Raw genomic sequence first — 21,826 nt, 5'->3', positions numbered from 1 at the left:
CATCTCGACACCTCTCTTTTTATTTTAATTCTGATTATTAAAAAAACTCTACCATTCTTTATTTAATTGCACTTACAATAAAATAAAAAAACAGTAAAGCTTTTATTCATGATCAACTTAAAAAAACATATATATCTAAATTATACGATTTGGTAAATATACAGAGAATATAGTTCCTTCTCCAACGACACTTGATACAAAAATCTTCCCGTCATGACCTTGAACAATATTTTTAGCAATCGCAAGCCCGAGTCCTGTTCCAACTTTTTTCCCACGCGTTCTCGCTTTATCAGCTTTATAGAATCGATCGAACAAGAACGGAATATCTTCTTCTGGAATACCAGCACCTGAATCTTGCACTTCGAAAGTAAGGCCACTATTTTTCGTATTAATTACAAGTGTAACATGTCCACCTGCATTTGTATGACGGATTGCATTATCAATTAAATTCGTCAGTACCTGTTCCATACGGTCTGCATCAAACGGATATTGTGCAATTGGACTTTGGAAATCCACTGTTAATTGGACTTCTTTATCCTTTGCAATCCCCTGGAATTTACGGCCAATTTTTTCGACAAATGGATGAATATCTACTTCACCTATATGTAACTCTACATGTCCACTTTCCATACGGGCTAAATCTAATAACTCATTTACAAGTTTACCTAAACGAACAGATTCATCATAAATAATTTGAACAAACTCATTAATTTCTTCTTTCGTTTGCACAATATCATCTAAAATTGCTTCACTATATCCTTGAAGCATTACCATCGGTGTACGAAGTTCATGTGATACATTCGCAATAAAGTCTTGACGCATTTTCTCAAGACGACGCTCCTCCGTCATATCTCGCAATACTGCTACAGCTCCACGAATTTTTGTTTGATTGTAAAGCGGTGTCATAAGAACTACGTAGTTACCTTTTTGCAAATTAATTTCAACAACTTGTTGTTGCTCACTTTCTACAACGAGATGGAATAGTTCAACAAGTTCAGATGGCAGTTTTTTACTTAACTCTACTTCTTTTTCTTCATGCCAAACTTGTAAGAAGTGTTCTGCCGGTGGGTTGATAACAACGACTTCACCTTCTTGATTTAACGTAATAACACCATCTGCCATACTACTCAAAATGCTAGCCAACTGCTCTTTTTCTTGCTGCAGGGCATTCATATTAAACTTCAACTGTTTCCCCATTTGATTTAAAGCAGTTGCAAGCTCACCAATTTCGTCCTGCGACACCATAGGGGCTTTCGTATCAAATTTCCCGCGCGCTACCTCAAATGCAACCTCACGCATTTTACGAAGCGGTGCCGTAATTCGAGTAGATAAGAAAAATGCAAAGAAAGTTGTTAAAATAATCGCAATCCCGGCTGATAAGAAAATAAAATCAGTCGTTCTCTCCATACCTTGTATTGGAACTTGCAATGATTCATATACAAACACCGCACTTTGATTTTTTGACTGTACTGGTTTCCCGACGATCATAATATCATTTTCAGTGTTCTTATTCTTCCTACTATTAGAAGCTTTTCTAATATTATTCTTAATATCCTTTTTATCTGTAAAAACAGCTGCTAATTCTTTATCATTTTTCAAATCATCTATTGTAAGAGTAACTAATCCTTCTTGTTTCGGCGAAGAAGAAATTTCCTTACCATCTTCTACAATGATAATCCTTGAAAGTGGATCAGAAAATTTGTAAGCAATATCCTCAATCGTTTTTACATCGGCACCTTCTTCAATTAATTCCGTTACACTTGTTGCAACTTTCTGAAGCCTAGCTTCACTCATATCAACATAATACGTTCTAAAAAACTGTGAAAGTAAAATAGCAACAAATCCAAGAACAAACGAAACGAGAAGTAATATGGTCATCCATAACTTCCCTACTACACTTCTCCAAAGCATCAGTCGTTCACAACCTCAAACTTGTAACCAACACCCCAAACGGTAACAATCATCTTCGCTGCATCTGGTGATTGTTTACTTAACTTTTCACGTAAACGCTTTACATGCGTATCAACTGTACGTAAATCTCCGAAGAACTCATATTGCCATACTTCTTTTAACAATTGCTCACGGTCAAAAACTTTATCCGGAGCTTTCGCTAAGAATAATAGTAATTCATATTCTTTCGGTGTTAAGTTTACTTCATTACCATCCGCTGTAACGCGGTGCGCATCATTATCAATTGTTAAATGAGGGAACACAGTAACATCTTTCGTCGTTGTATCTTGTGTAAAGAATGTCGTTGGTACAGCGCGGCGTAATACCGCTTTCACACGAAGTACTACTTCACGCGGGCTAAACGGCTTTACAATATAATCATCAGTTCCAACTTCAAATCCTTGTACCCTATTTACTTCCTCACCTTTTGCTGTCAGCATAATAATTGGCGTCGCTTTCTTCTCACGAATCCCTTTACACACTTCGATACCATCTTTACCAGGCATCATAATATCCAATAGGATTAAATCATAATCATTTTGTAACGCCATTTCTAAAGCTGTATCACCATTATCCGCTTCTTCAATTGTGTATTGCTCTCTTTCTAAATACATCTTTAATAAACGACGAATACGATCCTCATCATCTACAATTAAAATTCTTGATTCATTTTCCATTTCTACCCGCTGCGTACTTTTACCACAACGGTTTACACCTACCCTTCTACAATATAATGTTGCACCTATCCTCGTTTAATTAAGCATTTTTTAACGTTCCACTTCCCATATTATGCTTCACAAGAATAATAAAGTTTGTTCATTTTTTTTCCAAAACTATGTATTTTTTTTGAACAGTATATTTGGTCCTCGACATCATTTTACAGAATCAACCGCTACTTTGTCATGTTTTTCTCAAAAAAGAAGAAAATTTGACAAAAATAAAATAGGAAAGTGACATACACTCTCCTATTTTATTTCTCTATGCATATGAATGTAAACCCGCGATAATTAAGTTTACTACAATAAAGTTAAACATAATGATTGCAAAACCAATTACTGCAAGCCAGGCGGATTTTTCTCCATGCCATCCTTTAGATAAACGTAAATGTAATACCGCAGCATAAAAGAGCCAAGTAATAAGCGCCCAAACTTCTTTTGGATCCCAACCCCAAAAGCGCGTCCAAGCGATTTGAGCCCAGATCATTGCAAAGATTAATGCTCCTAATGTAAACACTGGGAATCCTATCGCAATAGAACGATATCCGATTTCATCTAATAAATCACTATTCGTATTCTTTACTAACGGCTGAAGTGCCGCTGACACTCGCTTACGTAAAACAAGTCTTAATACAATATAAAGTAGTGTTCCGACTAACACTGACCAAATAACAGTATTTAATTTTTTCGCATTTACAATTGCTGGAACCTCTACTGTCGGCTCTAATTTATTTTCTGTTATTAACTTCCCTTCATGTGGTCCAACTAAAGCCGGAAGATTATACTTCATCTCAACTTGTTGTTCATTTTTATCAATCCATTGAAACTTTGCTTCGTATTTCATACTAGAGAATACCGTTGTTACTCCAATAAATCCAACTGTACAAACAAGTGTGAAAACTACTGTTTCTAACCAAAATGTGCGCTTACTTCTTGTTGATTGATCTACATTTTTCAGTAAATACATTACGCCTGTAATAAAACTAATTGCTAATATTGCTTGTCCCGCTGCCGCTGTCGTTACGTGAATATGTAGCCAATTACTTTTTAAAGATGGGATAAGGGGTGATATTTCTCTAGGAAACATACTTGCATATGCAATTAATAAAAGCGCGATTGGTAATGCAAATAATCCGATAATACTTACACGATACATAAAATACATAACAATAAAAGCGCCAACAAGCATCATACCGAAGAAGGTACCAAACTCGAAGAAATTACTAACGGGTGCATGTCCTGAAGCAATCCATCTTGTTATAAAATATACCGTTTGGGCTACAAAACCTAAAATCGTTATTGTTATACCTATATTTGCCCACTTGTTACCTTTTTCTTTAATTGCTCCTCCAAAAAATAAAGTTGCAATTAAATATAAGATGAACGCGGCGAACAGAAAATTACTACTTATTTGTACCATATCGTTTCCCCACCTTAACTAATTTTTTTATCATTCATTTTATCGTGTGGTTGTGGAATCGCTGTTCCTTCTAGTACTCTTTCAATATCTTTCTTTAAGCCGAACCAATTTTTATTCGTATGGCCTGCAACCCACCATTCATCATTAACACGTTGTATCCAAATACGTCGATGGTTCCAATACATACCTTGAATCACACCAACCATAAATATAAATCCTCCAATACCGAGAATCCAAAGCGTCAAATCTTTTCTTACTGTAAGAGCTGTTGCATTTTGCATTTCCACACCTGCAAATGACATTTTATATTTATTATTCCCGTCAGGCTCTATGTTTTGCTGAATACCGACGAAACTAACTTCACCATCTGGTGTTTCCGGGGTAAACATTTTAAAGACGAATGCAGGATTATTCGGTAATTTTGTTTTCGTATTCGGCCTTCCATTCTCATCAAAATAAAAATCAGGAAAATAGCTTAATAGTTCTAGAGAATACCCATTTCCTAAATCATATTTTTCTGTAGGATTCGCTAAATCTACTTTAATCGGTCCCCACTTTTGATTATTTTCTTTGTTTTGCAAATGGAAAGACATGCTTTTAAATTCACTTTCTTTGTAATCCACTTGATAAACAGCAAATTGATCAAATTTCAGTGGCTCATTCACTCGAATTTCAGCTTCTTTTACCTTTTCTAATTTTGGTTTTTGACCCGATATATTTTCTCCTACCGCTTTATATAATACAGCATTTGTTTGGAAGTTTTTCGCAATCATTTTATCACCAACACGATCAATTGCTTCATCAAAAACTTCTTTATCCTTACTCTTATCATAAACTTCCTTGATAAACTTTTCGTTTTTCAAATAGTATTGACCATCTGTTCCTGGTATTTCTTTCGTTTCACCGTCACGTAACCAAAGTGCTTCATCTACATACATACTCGGTAAAAAACGTAGCATTGCACCGAATAGAAAGATAATAAGACCAATATGGTTTACATATGGACCCCAACGGGAAAAACGTCCCTTTTCCGCTAAAACGTTCCCGTCTTCCACTTTCACATTATAATTACGTTTCTTTAAATTAATTTGAACTCGTTCTAAGTCACCTTCATGCGGCGTACCAGTCCCGTGCACTCTCTGTCTCTTTAAAAAACTTGGGTGTCTTTTCACCCCCTGTTTTTTTAATGCTTTATAAAGAGGAATCACACGGTCTAAACTACATATAACAAGTGAAATACCAATGGAAGCAATTAAAATCATGTACCACCATGATCCATATAAATTATTAAATCCTAATTGATAGTATAATTGTCCTAAAAATCCATACTCGGTCTTATAATATTCAGCTGGTTCGATTCCTGGAGTTATGTACATTTCTTGGGGAAAGATAGTTCCTATTGCCGATGCAGCTAAAGTTATTACGATTAACCATACGCCTACTTTTACAGAAGAGAAAAAACTCCAAATTTTATCGACTATCGTTTTTGTATGTGTGAGAGATCTCCGAGCACTCCCCTCATATCTCATATCCAATAATTTCATATTTTCATTACTTTCAAATGGTTTCCCACATGCTTCACAAAAAATGGTTCCTATCGGATTAACATGTCCACATTCACATTTAATTTCTTTCAAAGCTCTCACCGCCCCTGTATCTATTATGTACTATTGTATATTCTACTTTCAAGTTACCGCAATACTCAGAATCTTTTAGAGTGAAGGTGCTATACACCAAGCACCTCTTATGTGAAGGCTATCTTTATTATGGAGTAATTTTCTTTAAATAGGCTTCCAGTTGTTCCTTCGTTTGCTCACCTATAATTTGCTCAACTACCTTGCCTTCCTTATCAATTAAAAAGGTTGTTGGTAATGGTCCCACTCCATATGTACCTATGATCTTTTGCCCTTTATCAATTGCAACTGGGAATTTCAAATCATATTGGTTCACAAAGTTCTTCACTGCGATATCCGTTTCATCTGCATCTAAGGCAATAATTTCAACGCCTTTTTCTTTATATTTCGGATATAATTCATTCATATAAGGCATTTCTTTTTCACAAGGTTTACACCAAGTTCCCCAAAAATTTAAAAATACACCTTTTCCCTTTAAATCTTTTAATTCAATATTCTTTCCTTCTAAATCAGTTACAACAAAGTTAGGTGCTTCTTTTCCAATTTGCATTTTCTCTTTATCAGAAAAAAATCCTTGATACAGTGTAAATCCTACAGCACCGCTTAAAATGAGCAGAATGATAACACGAAATAATAATCTGTTTTTTTTCATATTGTCTCTCCTCTCTTCAATGAATAATAAATATATGTATTCTTTACTTCAAATATTTTATTGAACAAATCACCAGCGGATAATTCCACTGGTGAAAGGTTTCACTTTATCGCTTATCTTGGCTTTGTAGAAGCAAGTGCACGTAACTGCTTCACCTCATGCGGTGTCAATTCTCTTGCATCACCAGGTCGCAAACTACCCACTTCTAAAAAGGCATAACGTTCACGTTTTAATTTCATTACTTTACAATCTAACGCTTCAAACATGCGACGTACTTGACGGTTACGTCCTTCATGAATCGTTAATTGTACAATCGCCATCTCTTTACGCTTATCCCAAGAAATAATTTTCACTTGTGCTGGTGCTGTTTTCCCATCTTCTAATGCAACACCTCGTTCTAACATGCGAATTTTCTCACCTGTTAATGGCCCTTTAATTTTCGCAACATACGTTTTTTCAACTTTATATCTCGGATGCATTAATACATTTGCAAATTCCCCATCATTTGTCATCAATAATACGCCAGACGTATCATAATCTAAGCGTCCGATTGGGAATAAACGTTGTCTAATTTCAGGGAAAAAGTCTGTTACAACATTTCTTCCTTTATCATCTGATACACTTGAAATTACACCAGTTGGTTTATATAGTAAAAAATAAACAGGTTCTTCTTTTTCAAGAGGGATGTTATTTACTTCTACTTTATCTTGAGGAGTTACTTTTGTTCCTAACTCCTTCACTATTTTCCCGTTAACTTTCACTTTCCCTTGCTGAATTAATTCCTCAGCCTTTCTTCTCGATGCAATACCTGCTTGCGCAATCACTTTTTGTAATCGTTCCATTTCTTTTTTTCACCTCGAATTTATCTTACCTTACATTAGAAAGACTTGGCAACCGCATACGCTTTACGGTTATTCGCTCCATCTCACTTAAACAACATAGTGATGATAATAAACATATAAAGGTCAAATCATGTTTTTACCCTTTATTATTGTCCATATTTTTCATATTCCTCACAATAAAAGTTCATCATTTTGTCAAAAATACCGCATAAAAAAACCACTATTAAGCTACACCTTAATAGTGGTCGTATACATATTATAAGCGAAATAGCGTAAAAAATGAATAGCATTACTGAAACAATAAAGAAACAAACACAATTGAGCAGATAATTCCGATTAAATCTGCAAAAAGTCCTACCTTTAATGCATCTCCCATTTTTCTAATACCGACAGCCCCAAAGTATACTGTTAATATATAAAAAGTCGTATCTGTGCTACCTTGCATCGTTGAAGCTAACCTACCAATAAACGAGTCTGGCCCATATGTAGCGATTAAGTCGGTCGTAATACTTAAACCAGCAGATCCCGAAATCGGACGTATAAGTGCAAGTGGAACGATTTCGGCTGGTACATGAATAAAGTCTAACATCGGCTTCATTACTGATATCATCGCATCTAGAGCACCTGATGCCCGAAAAATAGAAATAGATGCAAGCATTCCAACCATAAACGGCAAAATGGAAACCGCAATTTGAATCCCTTCTTTTCCGCCCTCAACGAACGATTCATACGTTGGAACTTTCTTTATCGTGCCATACAAAAGGATAAAACCAATTACACAAGGAATTACCCATAATGAAATTGTATTTACAATACTCATTTTTTCCGCCCCTTTCTACTCCTTCTCCGGTAAAAATAGCGGTCAATCCAAATCGCTCCAATCATCGATAACACTTGTGCTATAAATGTTACGCCAACGATTTCAGTAGGGTTTGCTGATTCATAAGTCATTCGAATCGAAATGACAGTAGTCGGAATTAATGTAATTGCTGAAGTATTTAATGCTAGAAACGTCACCATAGAACGACTTGCTGAATCCTTTCCACCATTTAACTCTTTCAGTTGTTCCATTGCTTTAATACCTAAAGGTGTTGCTGCATTACCTAACCCAAAAAAGTTCGCCATCATATTTGATAAAATGAATCCCATTGAAGGGTGATCCTTCGGTATTTCTGGAAATAATCTTTTTACTATCGGCATAAAAAGTGATACTAACTTCTTTAACAATCCAGCTTCCTCAGCAATTTTCATTAAACCGAGCCAAAATACTAAAACACTAATAAGTCCAATACAAATCGTTACAGCATCTTTTGACCCTTCAAACACTGCTTTGGTCACTTCTTCCATCGTTCCATTTATCATGGCATACACAATCCCTATAACTGCCATCGCTGCCCATACGAGATTAACCATCTATCCCAACACCTATCATGTAAGAGAAGATTTCTTTTACGTTATTCCAATACATTCCCGTTGTAGCTACTAACTTTCGTTTACTGTAAAACAAATTTCGTTCTCCAACTTTCTCGTTCCCTACATAAATTTCTGTCTTCCCAATCTTTACTCCATCCTTAAGTTTTGCACTTTTGTCGAGCTCAACTTTCAATAACACGCTCTTTCTTTCCTCTTCAGTTAAAGGTACAGAAAAACTATTTTTCGTATAAACATGATTGGCATATTTCTTTTCATTTATTTCAGCGAGTGCTCCTTGTCCTAAAACTTTCGCTTGCTTATAGCGTTCAAAGCCTTTATCAAACAAATTCATATGATCATCCCAGTCACTAGAAGCACTCAAAGTTACGACAATTAAATCTAGTCCATCTTTTGAAGCTGTTGTGACAAGCGTCCGTCCTGCTTTCTTCGTAAAACCTGTCTTTCCCCCTGTTGCAAATTCATAATAAGATGTCACAAGCTTATGTTTATTTTTCCACGGATAATCCCAAGAATCTGATTTATACGTTTTTGTTCCAAAAATCTCCTTAAAGGTCTCGTTCCCCATTGCATATTTCGTTAATAATGCCATGTCATAAGCCGACGAATAATGCGATCCATCCCCATCCAAGCCATGCGGGTTTGAGAAATGCGTATCTTTCATTCCGATTTCTTTCGCCTTTTCATTCATTAAATATACGAACCCTTCTATACTCCCTCCCACATTTTCAGCAATTACTTGTGCTGCATCATTACCAGATCTAAGCATTAATCCGTAAACTAAATCTTCTAACTTCACTTTTTGTCCAGGTTTTAAATAAATTGCCGATCCTTCTACTCGTACTGCTTCATTACTAACCGATACTAGCTCTTTCATTTTTCCTGATTCAGCAGCTAACAATGCTGTCATAATTTTTGTTATACTAGCAATTTTTTGTGGCTCATGTTCTAATTTTCCATATAGCACACGACCGGATTGTTGTTCCATTAAGACTGCGTTACGAGCACTGACACCACCGTTCATTTTTGCATATGCAGGAATCGGCATAACGCTTGCGTACATTATAATTAGCGTAATTATTATACAAATTCGTCTCATATTTCCCCCCCACGTCCTTTTGGCACTTTTTGTACAAGTTTATGCTTGGCCTTTTAAAATATGAACGAAATCTTCCTTCCACCTCCACTAAAAAAGACGCATGGGATATGCGTCTAATACGGTGTCCATTCAATTTGCTTCGCAATTTCAAATCGCTTTTCTACATCTGGCCAATTTACAACATTCCACCAATTTTTAATATATTCATCTTTTCGATTTTGATATTGTAAATAATATGCATGTTCCCATACATCCAGTACAAGGAGCGGTATCGTATCCCACTGTGTAAACAATTGATGAAGCGTGCTTTGCAAAATTTCTAACCTTCCTGAACGGGGTACCCATACAAGAATCGCCCATCCTGAACCTTCCACTTTAGAAGCTGCTTCTGTGAAATGCTTTTGAAAACGTAAAAAACTTCCGAAATCTTGCTCAATTTGTTGTGAAAAAGCCCCTCTCGGACTTCCACCACCATCTTTTTTCATGTTATTCCAAAATATCGTGTGTAAGTAATGACCTGATCCATGAAAAGCCGCTTCTCTTTCCCAATGCTTAATTAAATCAAATTGATTTGTTTTTCTCGCTTCTTCCATCATCTTCTCTGCTTTATTTAATCCTTCCACGTAACTACGATGATGTTTATCATGGTGTAACATCATAATTTCTCGTGAAATGTACGGTTCTAGCGCATTATATGGATAAGGTAATGGCGGAAGGGTATGCCCCCCAATCGGAACAGCTCGTTCGCTATCCCCTCTTTCACATAGTTCATATTCCTCTCCTTCTTGCATAAATACTTCCTGTAAATGGTGTTGAATATGTTCTACATCCTCACTTATTTCATACATAAACTCGGCATCTGTGTCGTATTCATGCTCTTTCATACGCTCTAATAAAGTTTGAATTTTATAAGCAAGCATATGGACATCATACACTTCCATTGCACGGCTATCTAATACTTGAAGAACACTTTCACACCAGCTCTCTACTTCATGAAAGTAATCTGTAAATACACCTTGCTGACTCATGTCGCACCTCCTTGATGCTATCCACTTTAACTATATTCAATTAAAATCCCTTATATAACTGGACAAATGGAAAAGAAGCTAAGTGTCCTTAGCTTCTTTTCCTTAATTAATATTTGTGCAACATTTTTGTTTGGTAATCTGTCTCATAATATTCTAGTTCTTCACGCATCAATTGAAATTTCCCTTCTAAATCCTTCATCATTCGTTCTATAGATCCAGGGGGGCTTTGCTGAAAAACAATAGAATTTTTCCCTGTATAAGCAGAACGACTATTTTCATACCAATGATCATTCTTTGGCGAAAAAAACTCTGCAATTACTTGATGGTAAATCTTATATAAAACTTTTTCAGCTGCGGTCTTTCGAAATGGTTGGCTATTCAACAAAACAAAACATGCATCAAGTCCTTCTTCACAAAAAACAAGAAGTCTTCTTATTGATGCTAATATCCCTTTATAGTATTGCTCGTTTCCTGTTGGTGTCTCCTCCAATAAAGAAGGTAACGTATGATAATTTACATAATTAGTTATCAAGGAAATTACATCTTCTAAAAATATAGAAACTTGTTCTGTTTGATTTTCAACCATCAAATTAGACATGGCTTCTCTCTCCTTTGCCGTTTTACGCTATTTCTACTCTTTTATTTTTATGTAATTCAGCTAATATTTCTTGTACTTTCACCACTGTTCCCTCATCAAAGTATCGTTGAAAGTCTGTTACTTCATTGAGATACAAGCGCTTCTGCGCGCGTAGCTCTTTATTGTTCACTAAACAAGCGATCGCTACAATATCTCGTAAATATACGTCTTGTTCTTCTACTTTATAAACTGGATTTCCTTCAAAAGGGGTAATTTCTTGTAAAATTTCTTCAAAATATCGAACATATAAGACAGAAAAGGTTTTCTCTTGATTATTTAATATATATGTCACTTCAGATCTATTAAAAAAATCTTCTGATGTATTCGGTTGTGCTTTTTCTAACTCATATCCTGCATAACCTATTATAATCATCTACTTCCCCTCTCTTCCTTCTTTCATCTTATTTTAACTTAATTTTCCGATAAACGAAATATTCTTTTAAATATAACCTATATAAAAAATAGCTTCCCTATACAGGAATTTACCTTTTTATTTTTCTTGAAGTTTGTCATAATAATATTATTGTCTCAGTTTTCTTACACAAGGAGAGTTGTATTTATGTCGTTTTCATGGAAACGTTTCTTACAAATCGGGAAAATAATCTTCCCATTTGTTGTCTTAACAATTGTTTTCTTTCAAGCTAAAAAAGAATTAGCGGGCATTTCTTTTTTAGAAGCAATTGAAACAATTAAAAACATTCCAACTGGTGGGGTATTTTTAGCGATTACACTCGGTGCATTTGCCGTATCAACAATGTTCTTTTATGACTTTGTTATGCTTCGTTACTTAAAAGCAGATATACCTGTACAAAAGATTTTCCGTATCTCATGGATTGCAAACACTTTAAATGGATTTATCGGTTTTGGTGGTCTTGTTGGTGCCGGTGTACGTACAATGCTATATCGTCCACATATAAAAGAGAATGGGAAACTTATTAAAAGCATTGCTTGGATGACAACCGCTTTTATTAACGGATTAGCCATTCTGTCATTCCTCGGCCTTATTGGAATATTAGACACTAGTTTTATTCTGCACGAAAAACCGTGGTTATGGCCTGTTCTTATCTTCTTTGCTCTTTTCGTTCCTATATATATTGGGTTTTCTAAAATTAAAAATAGAAAAACAAAACAGACAGACGGACAAGATGAAGAAGAAGAAGAAGAGAAAAATCCAACTGTTTTATATTCATTAGTTTCATTAGTCGAGTGGGTATCAGCTGGTATCGTTATGTACGTCATTTTAATATTGTTTGGAATTGATATCGAATTTCAAAAGTTTTTAGGTGTTTATGTAATTGCTGCTTTAGCTGGTGTCGTAAGTCTTGTCCCTGGTGGCCTTGGTTCATTTGATCTTGTTTTCTTAACCGGACTAGGACAATACGGAGTTGATACAGGCGTATTACTACCCGCTATGTTATTATATCGACTTGTCTATTACATCTTACCATTCTGCCTTGGTCTCATTTTTGCAGCATTTGAAATGACAGGAGCGGCCATAAAAAAAATTGAAGACAAACCATTTATTGCACCTGCATTAGAAACAACTGGTGTAATTTGGACTTTACAACGTGATTTTTTAGGGAAATTAGGTTCATGGGCATCCGCCGCTTTAACCGTATTCGCTGGCTTAATGGTTATTCTATCAACAATTTTACCGACTAGTATAAATCGAGCTCACGCCTTACATATTTTAGCTCCAAAGCATCTTATTCAATTTTCTTTTAGCTTATCATTAACATTCGGTATTCTCCTCCTGATTCTTTCGCGAGGCATATATTATGGAACAAAGCGTTCTTACTATATGACGATTGTTTCTTTAATTGGAGCAGCAATCTTTAATACCCTAAAAGGAATTGATATTGAAGAAACCTTTATTTTATTAATCGTACTTGCTGTGTTGTATATGCTTCGCAAAAGATTTGCACGCGAGAAAATGGAAGTCTCTCTTTCTGACATCGTAAAAGTGTTTATCTTCTTATTACTTACGTTATATTTATATAAAAACTTAGGTATTTTATTTGCGGGTGCAAAAGAAGCGTTCCAACCTGATTTTGTCGTTCGAAATATTACACAAGTTAAACGAAGTGCATTAGCAGCAGCCTTTTTCGTTCCTACTTTTTTACTTATCGGTTCACTAATTGCCAATCGTTACCGTAGTCAATTTCCCGGGCAACCAGCTAATGATAAAAGGTTAGAAAACTTCTTAGATGAACATGGTGGGAACGTACTTAGTCATTTAGGTTTTTTAAGAGATAAACAGTTCTTCTTCAGTAGTGACGGAAAAGCACTTCTTCTCTTTTCAATTACTGGAAAACGTCTTGTTGTACTAGGTGATCCAATTGGTGATCCATCCTCCTACCGCACTGTGCTGCAAGAATTTTTAGCTGAAGCTGATCGATTTGGGTATATTTGCGTATTCTATCAAATTGAAAGCAAATGGATGAGCTTATACCACGATTTCGGCTACAACTTCTTTAAACTTGGCGAAGAGGCTGTCGTTGATTTAAATACGTTTACAATAACAGGAAAAAAACGTGCTGGTATGCGAGCTACTTTCAACCGTTTTGAACGAGAAGGTTATTCATTCTCTATTCATAAGCCACCATTCTCAGACGAATTATACGAGGAATTAAAGAAAGTGTCTGATGCTTGGCTCGGCGGAAAAAAAGAGAAAGGATTTTCACTTGGGTACTTCGATCGTGAGTATATTAGTCGTGCCCCTATCGCTACATTATCTGATGCAGAAGGAAAAGTCATTGCATTCACAACCTTTATGCCAGTATATCAAAGTGGCATATTATCTGTTGATTTAATGCGTTATTATCCAGATGCCCCTAGCGGAATTATGGATGCAATTTTTATCCACTTATTCCACTGGGCAAAAGAAAATGAATACCATTCCTTTAATATTGGTATGGCACCACTCTCAAATGTCGGTTTATCAACGCAATCGTTCTGGTCTGAACGAGTTGCTGCTGCAATATTTAATAACGTTCGTTACACATATAGCTTCAGCGGTTTACGACATTTCAAAGAAAAATACAAACCTGCATGGAGTGGAAAATATTTAGCATTTCGAAAGAATCATTCTTTACCAATTACAATGCTCTCTGTAACAAAATTAATAGGAAAACGAAAAAACAGCTAAGTACTTAGCTGTTTTTTCGTTTTTGCACTTGTATACTAAACTCCTTTTCATACTTCTTACCATTTATATAGAAATCCCCCCATATTTTATATGTTCCTTCTTCTGGAAATGTAATACGATATTGTAATTGTTCATCCGTATCAACAGGAATGACATATAAAAAATGTTCCCTCGTTTCATCAACGATATATAGAGCGTTGACTTCACCTCTCCCTGAATTTAATTTCAGCTTTTCTCCCTTTTTCGCTTGAAACTGAAATGTTAATGTCGCTGCCTCATTCGGATGTAATGCACCAAATAAAAGAGACACTTGATGCTCGCCTATATTTTTTGTAAGTACAGTATCGACAGGTAGTTTCTTTTTATTCTTGTCCTTGCTTTTCTCCTTTTTTTCTTCACCAAAATCTTTCTTAGAAAATGATTCCACAGACTTGTTTTCATCTTCATACAAAAATATCGTGTACTCTTCACCTTTTGCTACATCTGAAGATAGCTTATACGATCCATTTCCAGCAAATATAGGCTTCGTTTGTTGTATGTTTTTCAAATTCCCATCCACTATCACTGCTCGAATTTGATCGTTCACACCACGAACTTCATTATTCATTTTATTTAGCAATTGAAACGAAATATCGACTTTTTCATTTCCCTTTTTATTTTTTACATCCCATTTCACTTCTTGAACATCTCCGGTCGTTTCTACAGTTTCTTGATATTTTTTTATGTAAAATCCTCCTGCCACAATAAGTACTAGTGCAATAAGCCCAATGACAAGATTTTTCAAAATATCACCTACCATTTTTATTGTCTTTATCCATGCAAAACCTCTTAAATATATATTCTAGATTATGATTTACGAAATCCTCCTCTTTTGCACATATTACAAATAAAAAAGATTTTGATTGAAAGGAGTCGTAGTGTATAATGCAAATGATATTGATTTCTATCAATACATTATAAGGAGGATTTTTCATGAGTGTACATATTGAAGCAAAACAAGGCGAAATTGCTGAATCCATTCTATTACCTGGTGATCCATTACGTGCAAAATATATTGCTGAAACATTTTTAGAGGATGTTACTTGTTATAATAACGTGCGTGGCATGTTAGGTTTCACTGGAACTTACAAAGGAAAGCGTGTATCTGTTCAAGGTACAGGCATGGGTGTTCCTTCTATTTCTATTTATGTAAACGAATTAATTCAAAGCTACGGAGTGAAAAATTTAATTCGTGTTGGGACATGTGGTGCAATTCAAAAAGATGTTAAGGTACGTGACGTTATTATTGCGATGACGGCTTGTACAGATTCTAATATGAACCGCTTAACATTCCCAGGTTTTGATTTTGCTCCTGCTGCAAACTTTGATCTTTTAAAGAAAGCTTACGATGCTGGAACAGAAAAAGGATTACACGTTCGTGTTGGTAACGTATTAACAGCAGATGTATTTTATCGTGAGAGCATGGATATGGTTAAAAAACTTGGAGATTACGGTGTATTAGCAGTAGAGATGGAGACGACTGCTCTTTACACATTAGCAGCTAAATATGGTGTAAATGCATTATCTGTATTAACAGTAAGCGACCATATCTTCACTGGTGAAGAAACAACATCTGAAGAGCGTCAAACTACATTTAACGAAATGATTGAAATCGCTTTAGATGCAGCAATTCAGCAATAGCACACTAAAGAACTTGTCATACGTCTGGCGAGTTCTTTTTTATGCTAAAATACTTCGACGGTCACTGCACCTTCTCTTTATGTGACTTTCTATAAAAAACTACTTTAGAGAGAGACAGATTTATCCCCTCTACTTTTTTGCAACCTTTGTTATAATTAAGTAATCATTTATATTACAGTATTTTTCATACGAGGTGAAACAGTGAAGAACAGAAGCATCGTCTTTAAACTATTTTTATTAACATCAACTTTATTTACAATCATATTTCTCCTTTTTTTCCTTGGACAATCTCTATTTTTAGAGAAGTTTTATATTAATAAAAAAGTAAAAACCGTTCAAACGGCTTTTGAAAAATTCGTAGATAATTACGAGAAAAGCGACCAAGGCTTTGAGGAAACTAGAAAATTAAAACAAGAATTTCATGATAAAACAAATGCCGAAATCCAATTTTTAGATTCTAACGGAATTATTAAAAGTGAATACAGTTTTTACATTGATGTGATTAACCCTAACAATAATAAAACCTATTCCATCCCCCTTAACAATCTTTTAACACCAGAAGAATATAATAAATTCGCAAACTTAGGATTAAAAAAAGATGGAATAATTTATGTAGACGGACTACTCCAACCGAATAATATAATAACACCTCAAGAATTAATAACTAATAATACTAGATGGGAAAATGAACAATTCAATTCAGATTTTCAATCCATTAGTGGTAATCCATCTAAAAATAAACTTAAAAATCGATATGATAATACTGGTTCTCCAATCCATTTTACTGGGGTAATATCTAAATTACAGCTTCCTTCCAAGGCTGAGGTTCGTCTTGCAAAGGATTTTGAAACATTACAAGCTGTTCAATATTTTGCAAGAACTATTAGACAAGGTACTTCTAATTCAAATCAATTAAACACGTATATTTTAGATAGTGGGGAAAATATAAAAAACAGTGTCTTTGTAAAGCCTATTATGGAAAACGGAGAAATTAAGGAGTACGCTTTTGTGATAGCATCTTTACAACCTGTTAATGAAGCGATGCTCGTTTTAAAAGATTATTATGTCTATGCCTTAATTATCGTGTTTCTCGTTATTATTTTGTTATCCTTCTACTACTCAAAAATCATTGTTAAACCATTAATTAAGATAAATCGCGTTACAAAAAAAATGGCCAACTTTGATTTTAGCGAGAAGTTACCTGTTACAGCAGACGATGAAATTGGCGGGTTATCAAGTAGTATTAATACACTCTCTGTAAATTTAAAAGATCGAATCGACCGATTAAATGTTGCCAATACAAAATTACAACAAGATATTGAACGCGAACGTCAATTGGAAAAAACGAGAAAAGAATTCATTTCTGGTGTATCTCATGAATTAAAAACACCACTTAGTGTTATTCGTAGCTTCGCTGAAGGTATTCAAGATGGCGTAAGTAAAGATACGACATATTATACAAATGTTATTTTGGAAGAGACAGATAATATGAACAGGCTCATTGTTGAAATGTTAGAATTAGCAAAACTAGAATCAGGTACGTACAAACTAGAAATGTCGACATTCTCGATCGGTGAATTAATTCAACAAGTCTATACAAAATTATTATTTAGCATGGAGGAAAAACATTTACAAGTGGACATCCATGCTGACTCTTCTCTATTTGTTAAAGCAAATCGTAGCCGTATTGAGCAAGTCGTTGTAAACTTACTTAGCAATGCAATTCGATATACTCCAGATGGTGAAAAAATACACGTCTCTGTTGTAGAAACGGAAGATACAGTGAAAATCGAAATTGAAAACACAGGCAATCCTATTCCAGAAGAAAGCCTTGAAAAAATTTGGGATCGCTTCTACCGTTTAGACGCTTCTCGTAGCCGTCATACTGGAGGTACTGGCCTTGGGTTATCCATTGTGAAAAACATTTTAGACTTACATCGCGCTGAATATGGTGTGTATAATACCACTAATAGCGTTGTATTTTATTTTAATTTACAAAAAGTGAAAGAAGTCAAATAATTTGTCTTAATTTCACTAGGAGTTCACATGAAATTCACACTCTCCCTTTATAGTAAGAAACAAGTTAATCCTTTCCTTTACACATATAAAAGAGGAGAGTGCGTGAAATGAAACAAGCAGGACAACCTATTCAAAATGAAAAACAATTAGAAACTATCAAAAATATACTTTTACAATCTTCGAAACGTGATGGCTTATTATTCGTATTAGCTGTAAATTCTGGCTTAAAAGTAAGTGAAATCTTACAATTAAAAGTTAGTGATGTAATCGATGAAAATGAAAATGTTCGCCATTCCATTTTATTTTACAATGAAAAAGTAAAGAAACATAAATGGTTTGCTGTAAATGAAGACTTACAGCACGCAATCGAAGACTACATGAAAGAACGTAAAACTTGGAAACGTAATGAACCATTATTAAAGTCTCAAAAAGGAACAAAGTCTATTACGAGACAACATGCATGGTACATTTTAAACAAAGCTGCAAAAGAAGTTGGATTAGAAGGGATTAGCTCACATACACTTCGAAAAACTTGGGGCTATTGTGCATACAAATCAGGTGTTGATATTGCATTTTTACAACACTTCTTTGATCACAGTACTCCATCAAAAACTTTAAAGTATATCGGTATTGCTTAATAACTCTTATACATAAAAAAGGTTACCATTTGTAAATTTGGTAACCTTTTTTATGTTTCATATTCTCTTTTCTTGTCTCTCCTATACTGTAGTGGTACTCTAATAGTAAGGGGGAGAAATTATGAACACATTAACAATTGAATTACCGAAAGAAACGGCTGAAAAACTTGATTTATTAAAGAAATCTTATGAAAAGAAAACAGGTGCTACAATTTCTGAAAGCACTCTTGTTCAAACACTTATCTCAAAGGAATTTATCCAAGCGATAACTCCTTTTGATTTACAACAATTCGTCAATGGAAAAGAACAGCAGTAATCGCTGTTCTTTTTTTATTTATTTTCAAAATATCAAAAGTTTTTTATTTATTTTCCGAAAAACTATTGACTATGATAATGATAACCATTATCATTTATTATGAAGCCAACAATTGATGAATCAACCAAACGCTCAGTAACATTGTTACCCCTCTTTTTCATATAGAAAAGCATTGTACATTCCCCCTGTTTGTACAGTGCTTTTCTTGTTTGTATTTATTCAAATAAATTTAATTGCTCTGGTTTCGGCTCGCCATATGTAATATTCGTCATTTCCATCAACTGTTTCGCATTGTCCGCCGCATCCCCACCCGAATTATTGTTAAACAAAACGTATATGTCCTTAGTCTTTTTTTTCAATTGCTCTAATCGTTTTACCCATTCTTTCAACTCATTATTATTGTAGCGATATAAACAACGAACCGCTCTCCAATTTTCTCCTTTGTCAAGCCATCCATGAACATTCCGGCCATGAAAACGTATTAACGCCATGTCTGAGTTTGTTGCCTCTAATACAAGCGGTACTGATCCTATTCCTGCCTGAGGCTCATCGCAAATTGTATGAATCCATTTTTCTTGTTCTAAAAATTGTAACGTCTTATCTCTCATTTCTGGATAAAACCATGTTTGATTTCGAAATTCTATTGCACATGGGAAATCTTCCATTTTCTCTTTCGTGTATCGAAGTAAATCTACATTTTTCACTTTACAATCGAACCATGGTGGATATTGAAATAAAATCATTTCTAATTTATTCGCTTCTATTAAAGGAAGAATTGATTGTTTATACACATCAAACATCTCATCGAACGTAGAAAAAGGGATTTCCCCTTTCATATGTCCTGTCATTCCTTGATAAGCTTTTACTATAAAAGAAAAATCTTTTGGCGTTTCCATCGCCCATTTTGTATAATTCCGCGCAGGTTGTATCGCATAAAATGAACTATCTACTTCCACAATGGGAAAATGTTCACTATAAGTTCGCAATTTATTTCTATTTTCATAGGGATTACTATATAAAGAATCATGATCTCCCCATCCCGTCACTCCAATAAAAAGCAAACGAATTCCTCCCTTCCCAACTTCAGCTTACACTCATTCTATATTACTTCACAAAAATACCATCCGATCACTTTCATAAAGTCGCTCTTTCTTTAAGAGTATCCGTATAAAAATATGATATACTAGATGGAAGAATTTTTAAATTGAGGGGTTATTTATTTATGCTTCAAGACGATATTATTTTATCTCATGAAAATCGAATAAAAGAATTGGAAAATAAAGTACGGTTATATGAAGAGCTTGTAAATCAATTACCACATCATTTCACATATAAAAATCCACATATTGGTTTGCAAATAAAAAAAACGAGAACATCTCATTCTATTCAACACATACAACAAAATGATAAAGAGCCTACCTTTCAGCTTACTCGCGATTCACTATTTTTATTTGAACAACTCGAAAAACATTTTGTTCATATTTTCGATGCATTCTCGCATCACGTCACTTTTATTGATAATAAAGGTAACATTACATTATGTAATCAAGCTGCAGCAGATGATTTTAGTGTAATACGAAATTCTATAATTGGGAAACCAATTCAACAATTATTAAACTTACCTGAAGAACAAATTAAAGCTATTGAAACGTTAAAAACGGGAACCGAAATATATAATGAGGAAGTGTTAGACAAAAACTATGGCATCGTAAATAACCGCATTATTCGTGATTATAATGGAGAGATTTTCCGAGTTATTAGTGTATTTCATTATTTAAATACAGAACGTGATGCCGAAAAGTTTTCCCTAGCTGGGCGAATTGCAGCTGGGATTGCACATGAAGTACGAAATCCCCTTACAACGGTACGTGGGTACTTGCAATTTCTACAAGATAGCGTTTCTCCATCCAATAAAGAATTGTTTAAAAGTTTACTCATCCCTGAATTAGATCGTGCCAATAGTATTATTACAAAATTTTTAGCTATTTCAAAAACGCGTGAATTTACTAGAGAACATTTTCCAATCAATACGTTTTTACGCGAGTATATTCAACAACTACTTGCTAGTGAAGTTTTTTTACACAACATTTCTATTGACTATGATTTTTCTACCGAATTAGATGGTGTACTCGTCAATATTGATCGCCATGAACTCGTGCAAGTTTTTTTAAATTTATTTCAAAATGCTGTCGACGCTCAAGGTGAAGAACCTCTTTCTATTCAAATTACTAGTTATCGCTTAGATAATTTTGTTCGTATTACTTTCAAAGATAACGGAACTGGCATTCCTCCAGCTATTCAAGAATATATATTTGATCCATTCTTCTCTACAAAAGACTCAGGAACGGGACTGGGATTATCAGTAACGAAGAAAATTATTCAAAACCATAACGGTACATTAAAAGTTTCCAGTAATCAAAATAGTACAACTTTCACTATCTCTATTCCCTTATTACCAAAAATAAACAATTAAATGGTTGATAAATAAGAAACAGTGGGGCAGTTTAAAATGTACCCTATAGAATAGACACTTAAAAAAAGTCTATTCTATCGGGTATTTCTTGTATAATAAGAGGAAAATTGGGATCGGAGAATGTTCAAAATGACAAAAAAGCT

20 protein-coding genes are annotated in these 21,826 nt (G+C 34.6%); 6 read left to right on the top strand and 14 right to left on the bottom strand.

All coding sequences use genetic code 11. From position 1 onward, the window contains the following. Window positions 1–135 precede the first annotated feature (135 nt). The 12 genes from resE to MR071_RS16935 all read right to left on the bottom strand — a co-directional run bounded on the left by resE (window position 136) and on the right by MR071_RS16935 (window position 11,782). The gene (resE, locus tag MR071_RS16990) at window positions 136–1,911 is read right to left on the bottom strand and encodes a sensor histidine kinase ResE (protein ID WP_105584035.1); all 1,776 of its coding nucleotides are present in this window, start codon (window positions 1,909–1,911) and stop codon (window positions 136–138) included. Further along, window positions 1,911–2,627 (bottom strand): DNA-binding response regulator ResD, encoded by a 717-nt coding sequence (gene resD, locus MR071_RS16985; protein ID WP_002158614.1) that lies wholly within the window; start codon window positions 2,625–2,627, stop codon window positions 1,911–1,913. Before resD ends, resE begins: the two co-directional genes overlap by 1 nt. Window positions 2,628–2,928: 301 nt before the next feature. Continuing rightward, window positions 2,929–4,086, bottom strand: coding sequence for a cytochrome c biogenesis protein ResC (gene resC / locus MR071_RS16980; RefSeq protein ID WP_242237084.1), 1,158 nt, complete (start codon window positions 4,084–4,086; stop codon window positions 2,929–2,931). Between the two features lie 14 nt (window positions 4,087–4,100). After that, window positions 4,101–5,723: a cytochrome c biogenesis protein ResB gene (resB, locus tag MR071_RS16975; RefSeq protein WP_242237079.1), complete on the bottom strand. Its 1,623-nt coding sequence runs from the start codon at window positions 5,721–5,723 to the stop codon at window positions 4,101–4,103. Window positions 5,724–5,850: 127 nt separating this feature from the next. Further along, window positions 5,851–6,372: a thiol-disulfide oxidoreductase ResA gene (gene resA / locus MR071_RS16970; protein ID WP_105584037.1), complete on the bottom strand. Its 522-nt coding sequence runs from the start codon at window positions 6,370–6,372 to the stop codon at window positions 5,851–5,853. A gap of 113 nt (window positions 6,373–6,485) precedes the next feature. Further along, window positions 6,486–7,214: a 23S rRNA pseudouridine(2605) synthase RluB gene (rluB, locus tag MR071_RS16965; protein ID WP_002201160.1), complete on the bottom strand. Its 729-nt coding sequence runs from the start codon at window positions 7,212–7,214 to the stop codon at window positions 6,486–6,488. A gap of 289 nt (window positions 7,215–7,503) precedes the next feature. Then, on the bottom strand, window positions 7,504–8,034 hold the full coding sequence (spmB, locus tag MR071_RS16960; protein WP_105584039.1) for a spore maturation protein SpmB: 531 nt from the start codon (window positions 8,032–8,034) through the stop codon (window positions 7,504–7,506). After that, on the bottom strand, window positions 8,031–8,627 hold the full coding sequence (gene spmA / locus MR071_RS16955) for a spore maturation protein SpmA (protein WP_002086662.1): 597 nt from the start codon (window positions 8,625–8,627) through the stop codon (window positions 8,031–8,033). Before spmA ends, spmB begins: the two co-directional genes overlap by 4 nt. After that, a complete protein-coding gene (locus MR071_RS16950) occupies window positions 8,620–9,744 on the bottom strand; it encodes a D-alanyl-D-alanine carboxypeptidase family protein (protein ID WP_242237077.1) in 1,125 nt (374 codons plus the stop codon). The genes spmA and MR071_RS16950 overlap by 8 nt, the downstream gene beginning before the upstream one ends. A 113-nt stretch (window positions 9,745–9,857) precedes the next feature. Continuing rightward, the gene (locus MR071_RS16945; RefSeq protein WP_105584041.1) at window positions 9,858–10,772 is read right to left on the bottom strand and encodes a superoxide dismutase; all 915 of its coding nucleotides are present in this window, start codon (window positions 10,770–10,772) and stop codon (window positions 9,858–9,860) included. A 106-nt stretch (window positions 10,773–10,878) separates the two neighbouring features. Beyond that, window positions 10,879–11,370 carry a YpuI family protein gene (locus tag MR071_RS16940; RefSeq protein ID WP_242237076.1) on the bottom strand — a complete coding sequence of 164 codons (492 nt, stop codon included), beginning with the start codon at window positions 11,368–11,370 and terminating at the stop codon, window positions 10,879–10,881. Window positions 11,371–11,392: 22 nt separating this feature from the next. Further along, the gene (locus MR071_RS16935; RefSeq protein ID WP_105584043.1) at window positions 11,393–11,782 is read right to left on the bottom strand and encodes a hypothetical protein; all 390 of its coding nucleotides are present in this window, start codon (window positions 11,780–11,782) and stop codon (window positions 11,393–11,395) included. Window positions 11,783–11,968: 186 nt separating this feature from the next. Here MR071_RS16935 and mprF point away from each other — a divergent pair, with 186 nt between their 5' ends. Continuing rightward, window positions 11,969–14,557, top strand: coding sequence for a bifunctional lysylphosphatidylglycerol flippase/synthetase MprF (gene mprF / locus MR071_RS16930; RefSeq protein WP_242237074.1), 2,589 nt, complete (start codon window positions 11,969–11,971; stop codon window positions 14,555–14,557). A gap of 4 nt (window positions 14,558–14,561) precedes the next feature. Here the strand turns inward: mprF and MR071_RS16925 are convergent, their stop codons facing one another. Next, entirely contained in the window at window positions 14,562–15,356 is a 795-nt protein-coding gene (locus MR071_RS16925) for a hypothetical protein (RefSeq protein WP_242237070.1), read from the bottom strand. 173 nt (window positions 15,357–15,529) lie between these two features. Between MR071_RS16925 and deoD the strand changes: the two genes are divergently transcribed. The 4 genes from deoD to MR071_RS16905 all read left to right on the top strand — a co-directional run bounded on the left by deoD (window position 15,530) and on the right by MR071_RS16905 (window position 19,210). Then, entirely contained in the window at window positions 15,530–16,237 is a 708-nt protein-coding gene (gene deoD / locus MR071_RS16920) for a purine-nucleoside phosphorylase (RefSeq protein WP_000110707.1), read from the top strand. A 201-nt stretch (window positions 16,238–16,438) separates the two neighbouring features. After that, a complete protein-coding gene (locus MR071_RS16915; protein WP_242237067.1) occupies window positions 16,439–18,256 on the top strand; it encodes a sensor histidine kinase in 1,818 nt (605 codons plus the stop codon). Between the two features lie 107 nt (window positions 18,257–18,363). Further along, window positions 18,364–18,894 (top strand): tyrosine-type recombinase/integrase, encoded by a 531-nt coding sequence (locus tag MR071_RS16910; RefSeq protein WP_000806236.1) that lies wholly within the window; start codon window positions 18,364–18,366, stop codon window positions 18,892–18,894. A 121-nt stretch (window positions 18,895–19,015) separates the two neighbouring features. Next, complete coding sequence (locus MR071_RS16905; RefSeq protein WP_002149425.1) at window positions 19,016–19,210, top strand: DUF3924 family protein; 195 nt, start codon at window positions 19,016–19,018, stop codon at window positions 19,208–19,210. 215 nt (window positions 19,211–19,425) lie between these two features. Here the strand turns inward: MR071_RS16905 and MR071_RS16900 are convergent, their stop codons facing one another. Then, entirely contained in the window at window positions 19,426–20,271 is an 846-nt protein-coding gene (locus tag MR071_RS16900) for a DUF72 domain-containing protein (RefSeq protein WP_242237064.1), read from the bottom strand. A gap of 161 nt (window positions 20,272–20,432) precedes the next feature. On the opposite strand from MR071_RS16900, the gene MR071_RS16895 reads away from it, so the two are divergent. Further along, window positions 20,433–21,683, top strand: a complete 1,251-nt coding sequence (locus tag MR071_RS16895; RefSeq protein ID WP_242237061.1) for an ATP-binding protein — start codon at window positions 20,433–20,435, stop codon at window positions 21,681–21,683. Window positions 21,684–21,826 lie beyond the last annotated feature (143 nt).

It is taken from the genome of Bacillus cereus group sp. BfR-BA-01316 (genome assembly GCF_022664195.1).
Lineage (GTDB): Bacteria > Bacillota > Bacilli > Bacillales > Bacillaceae_G > Bacillus_A.
This window is presented reverse-complemented; position numbering and strand designations above follow the sequence as displayed.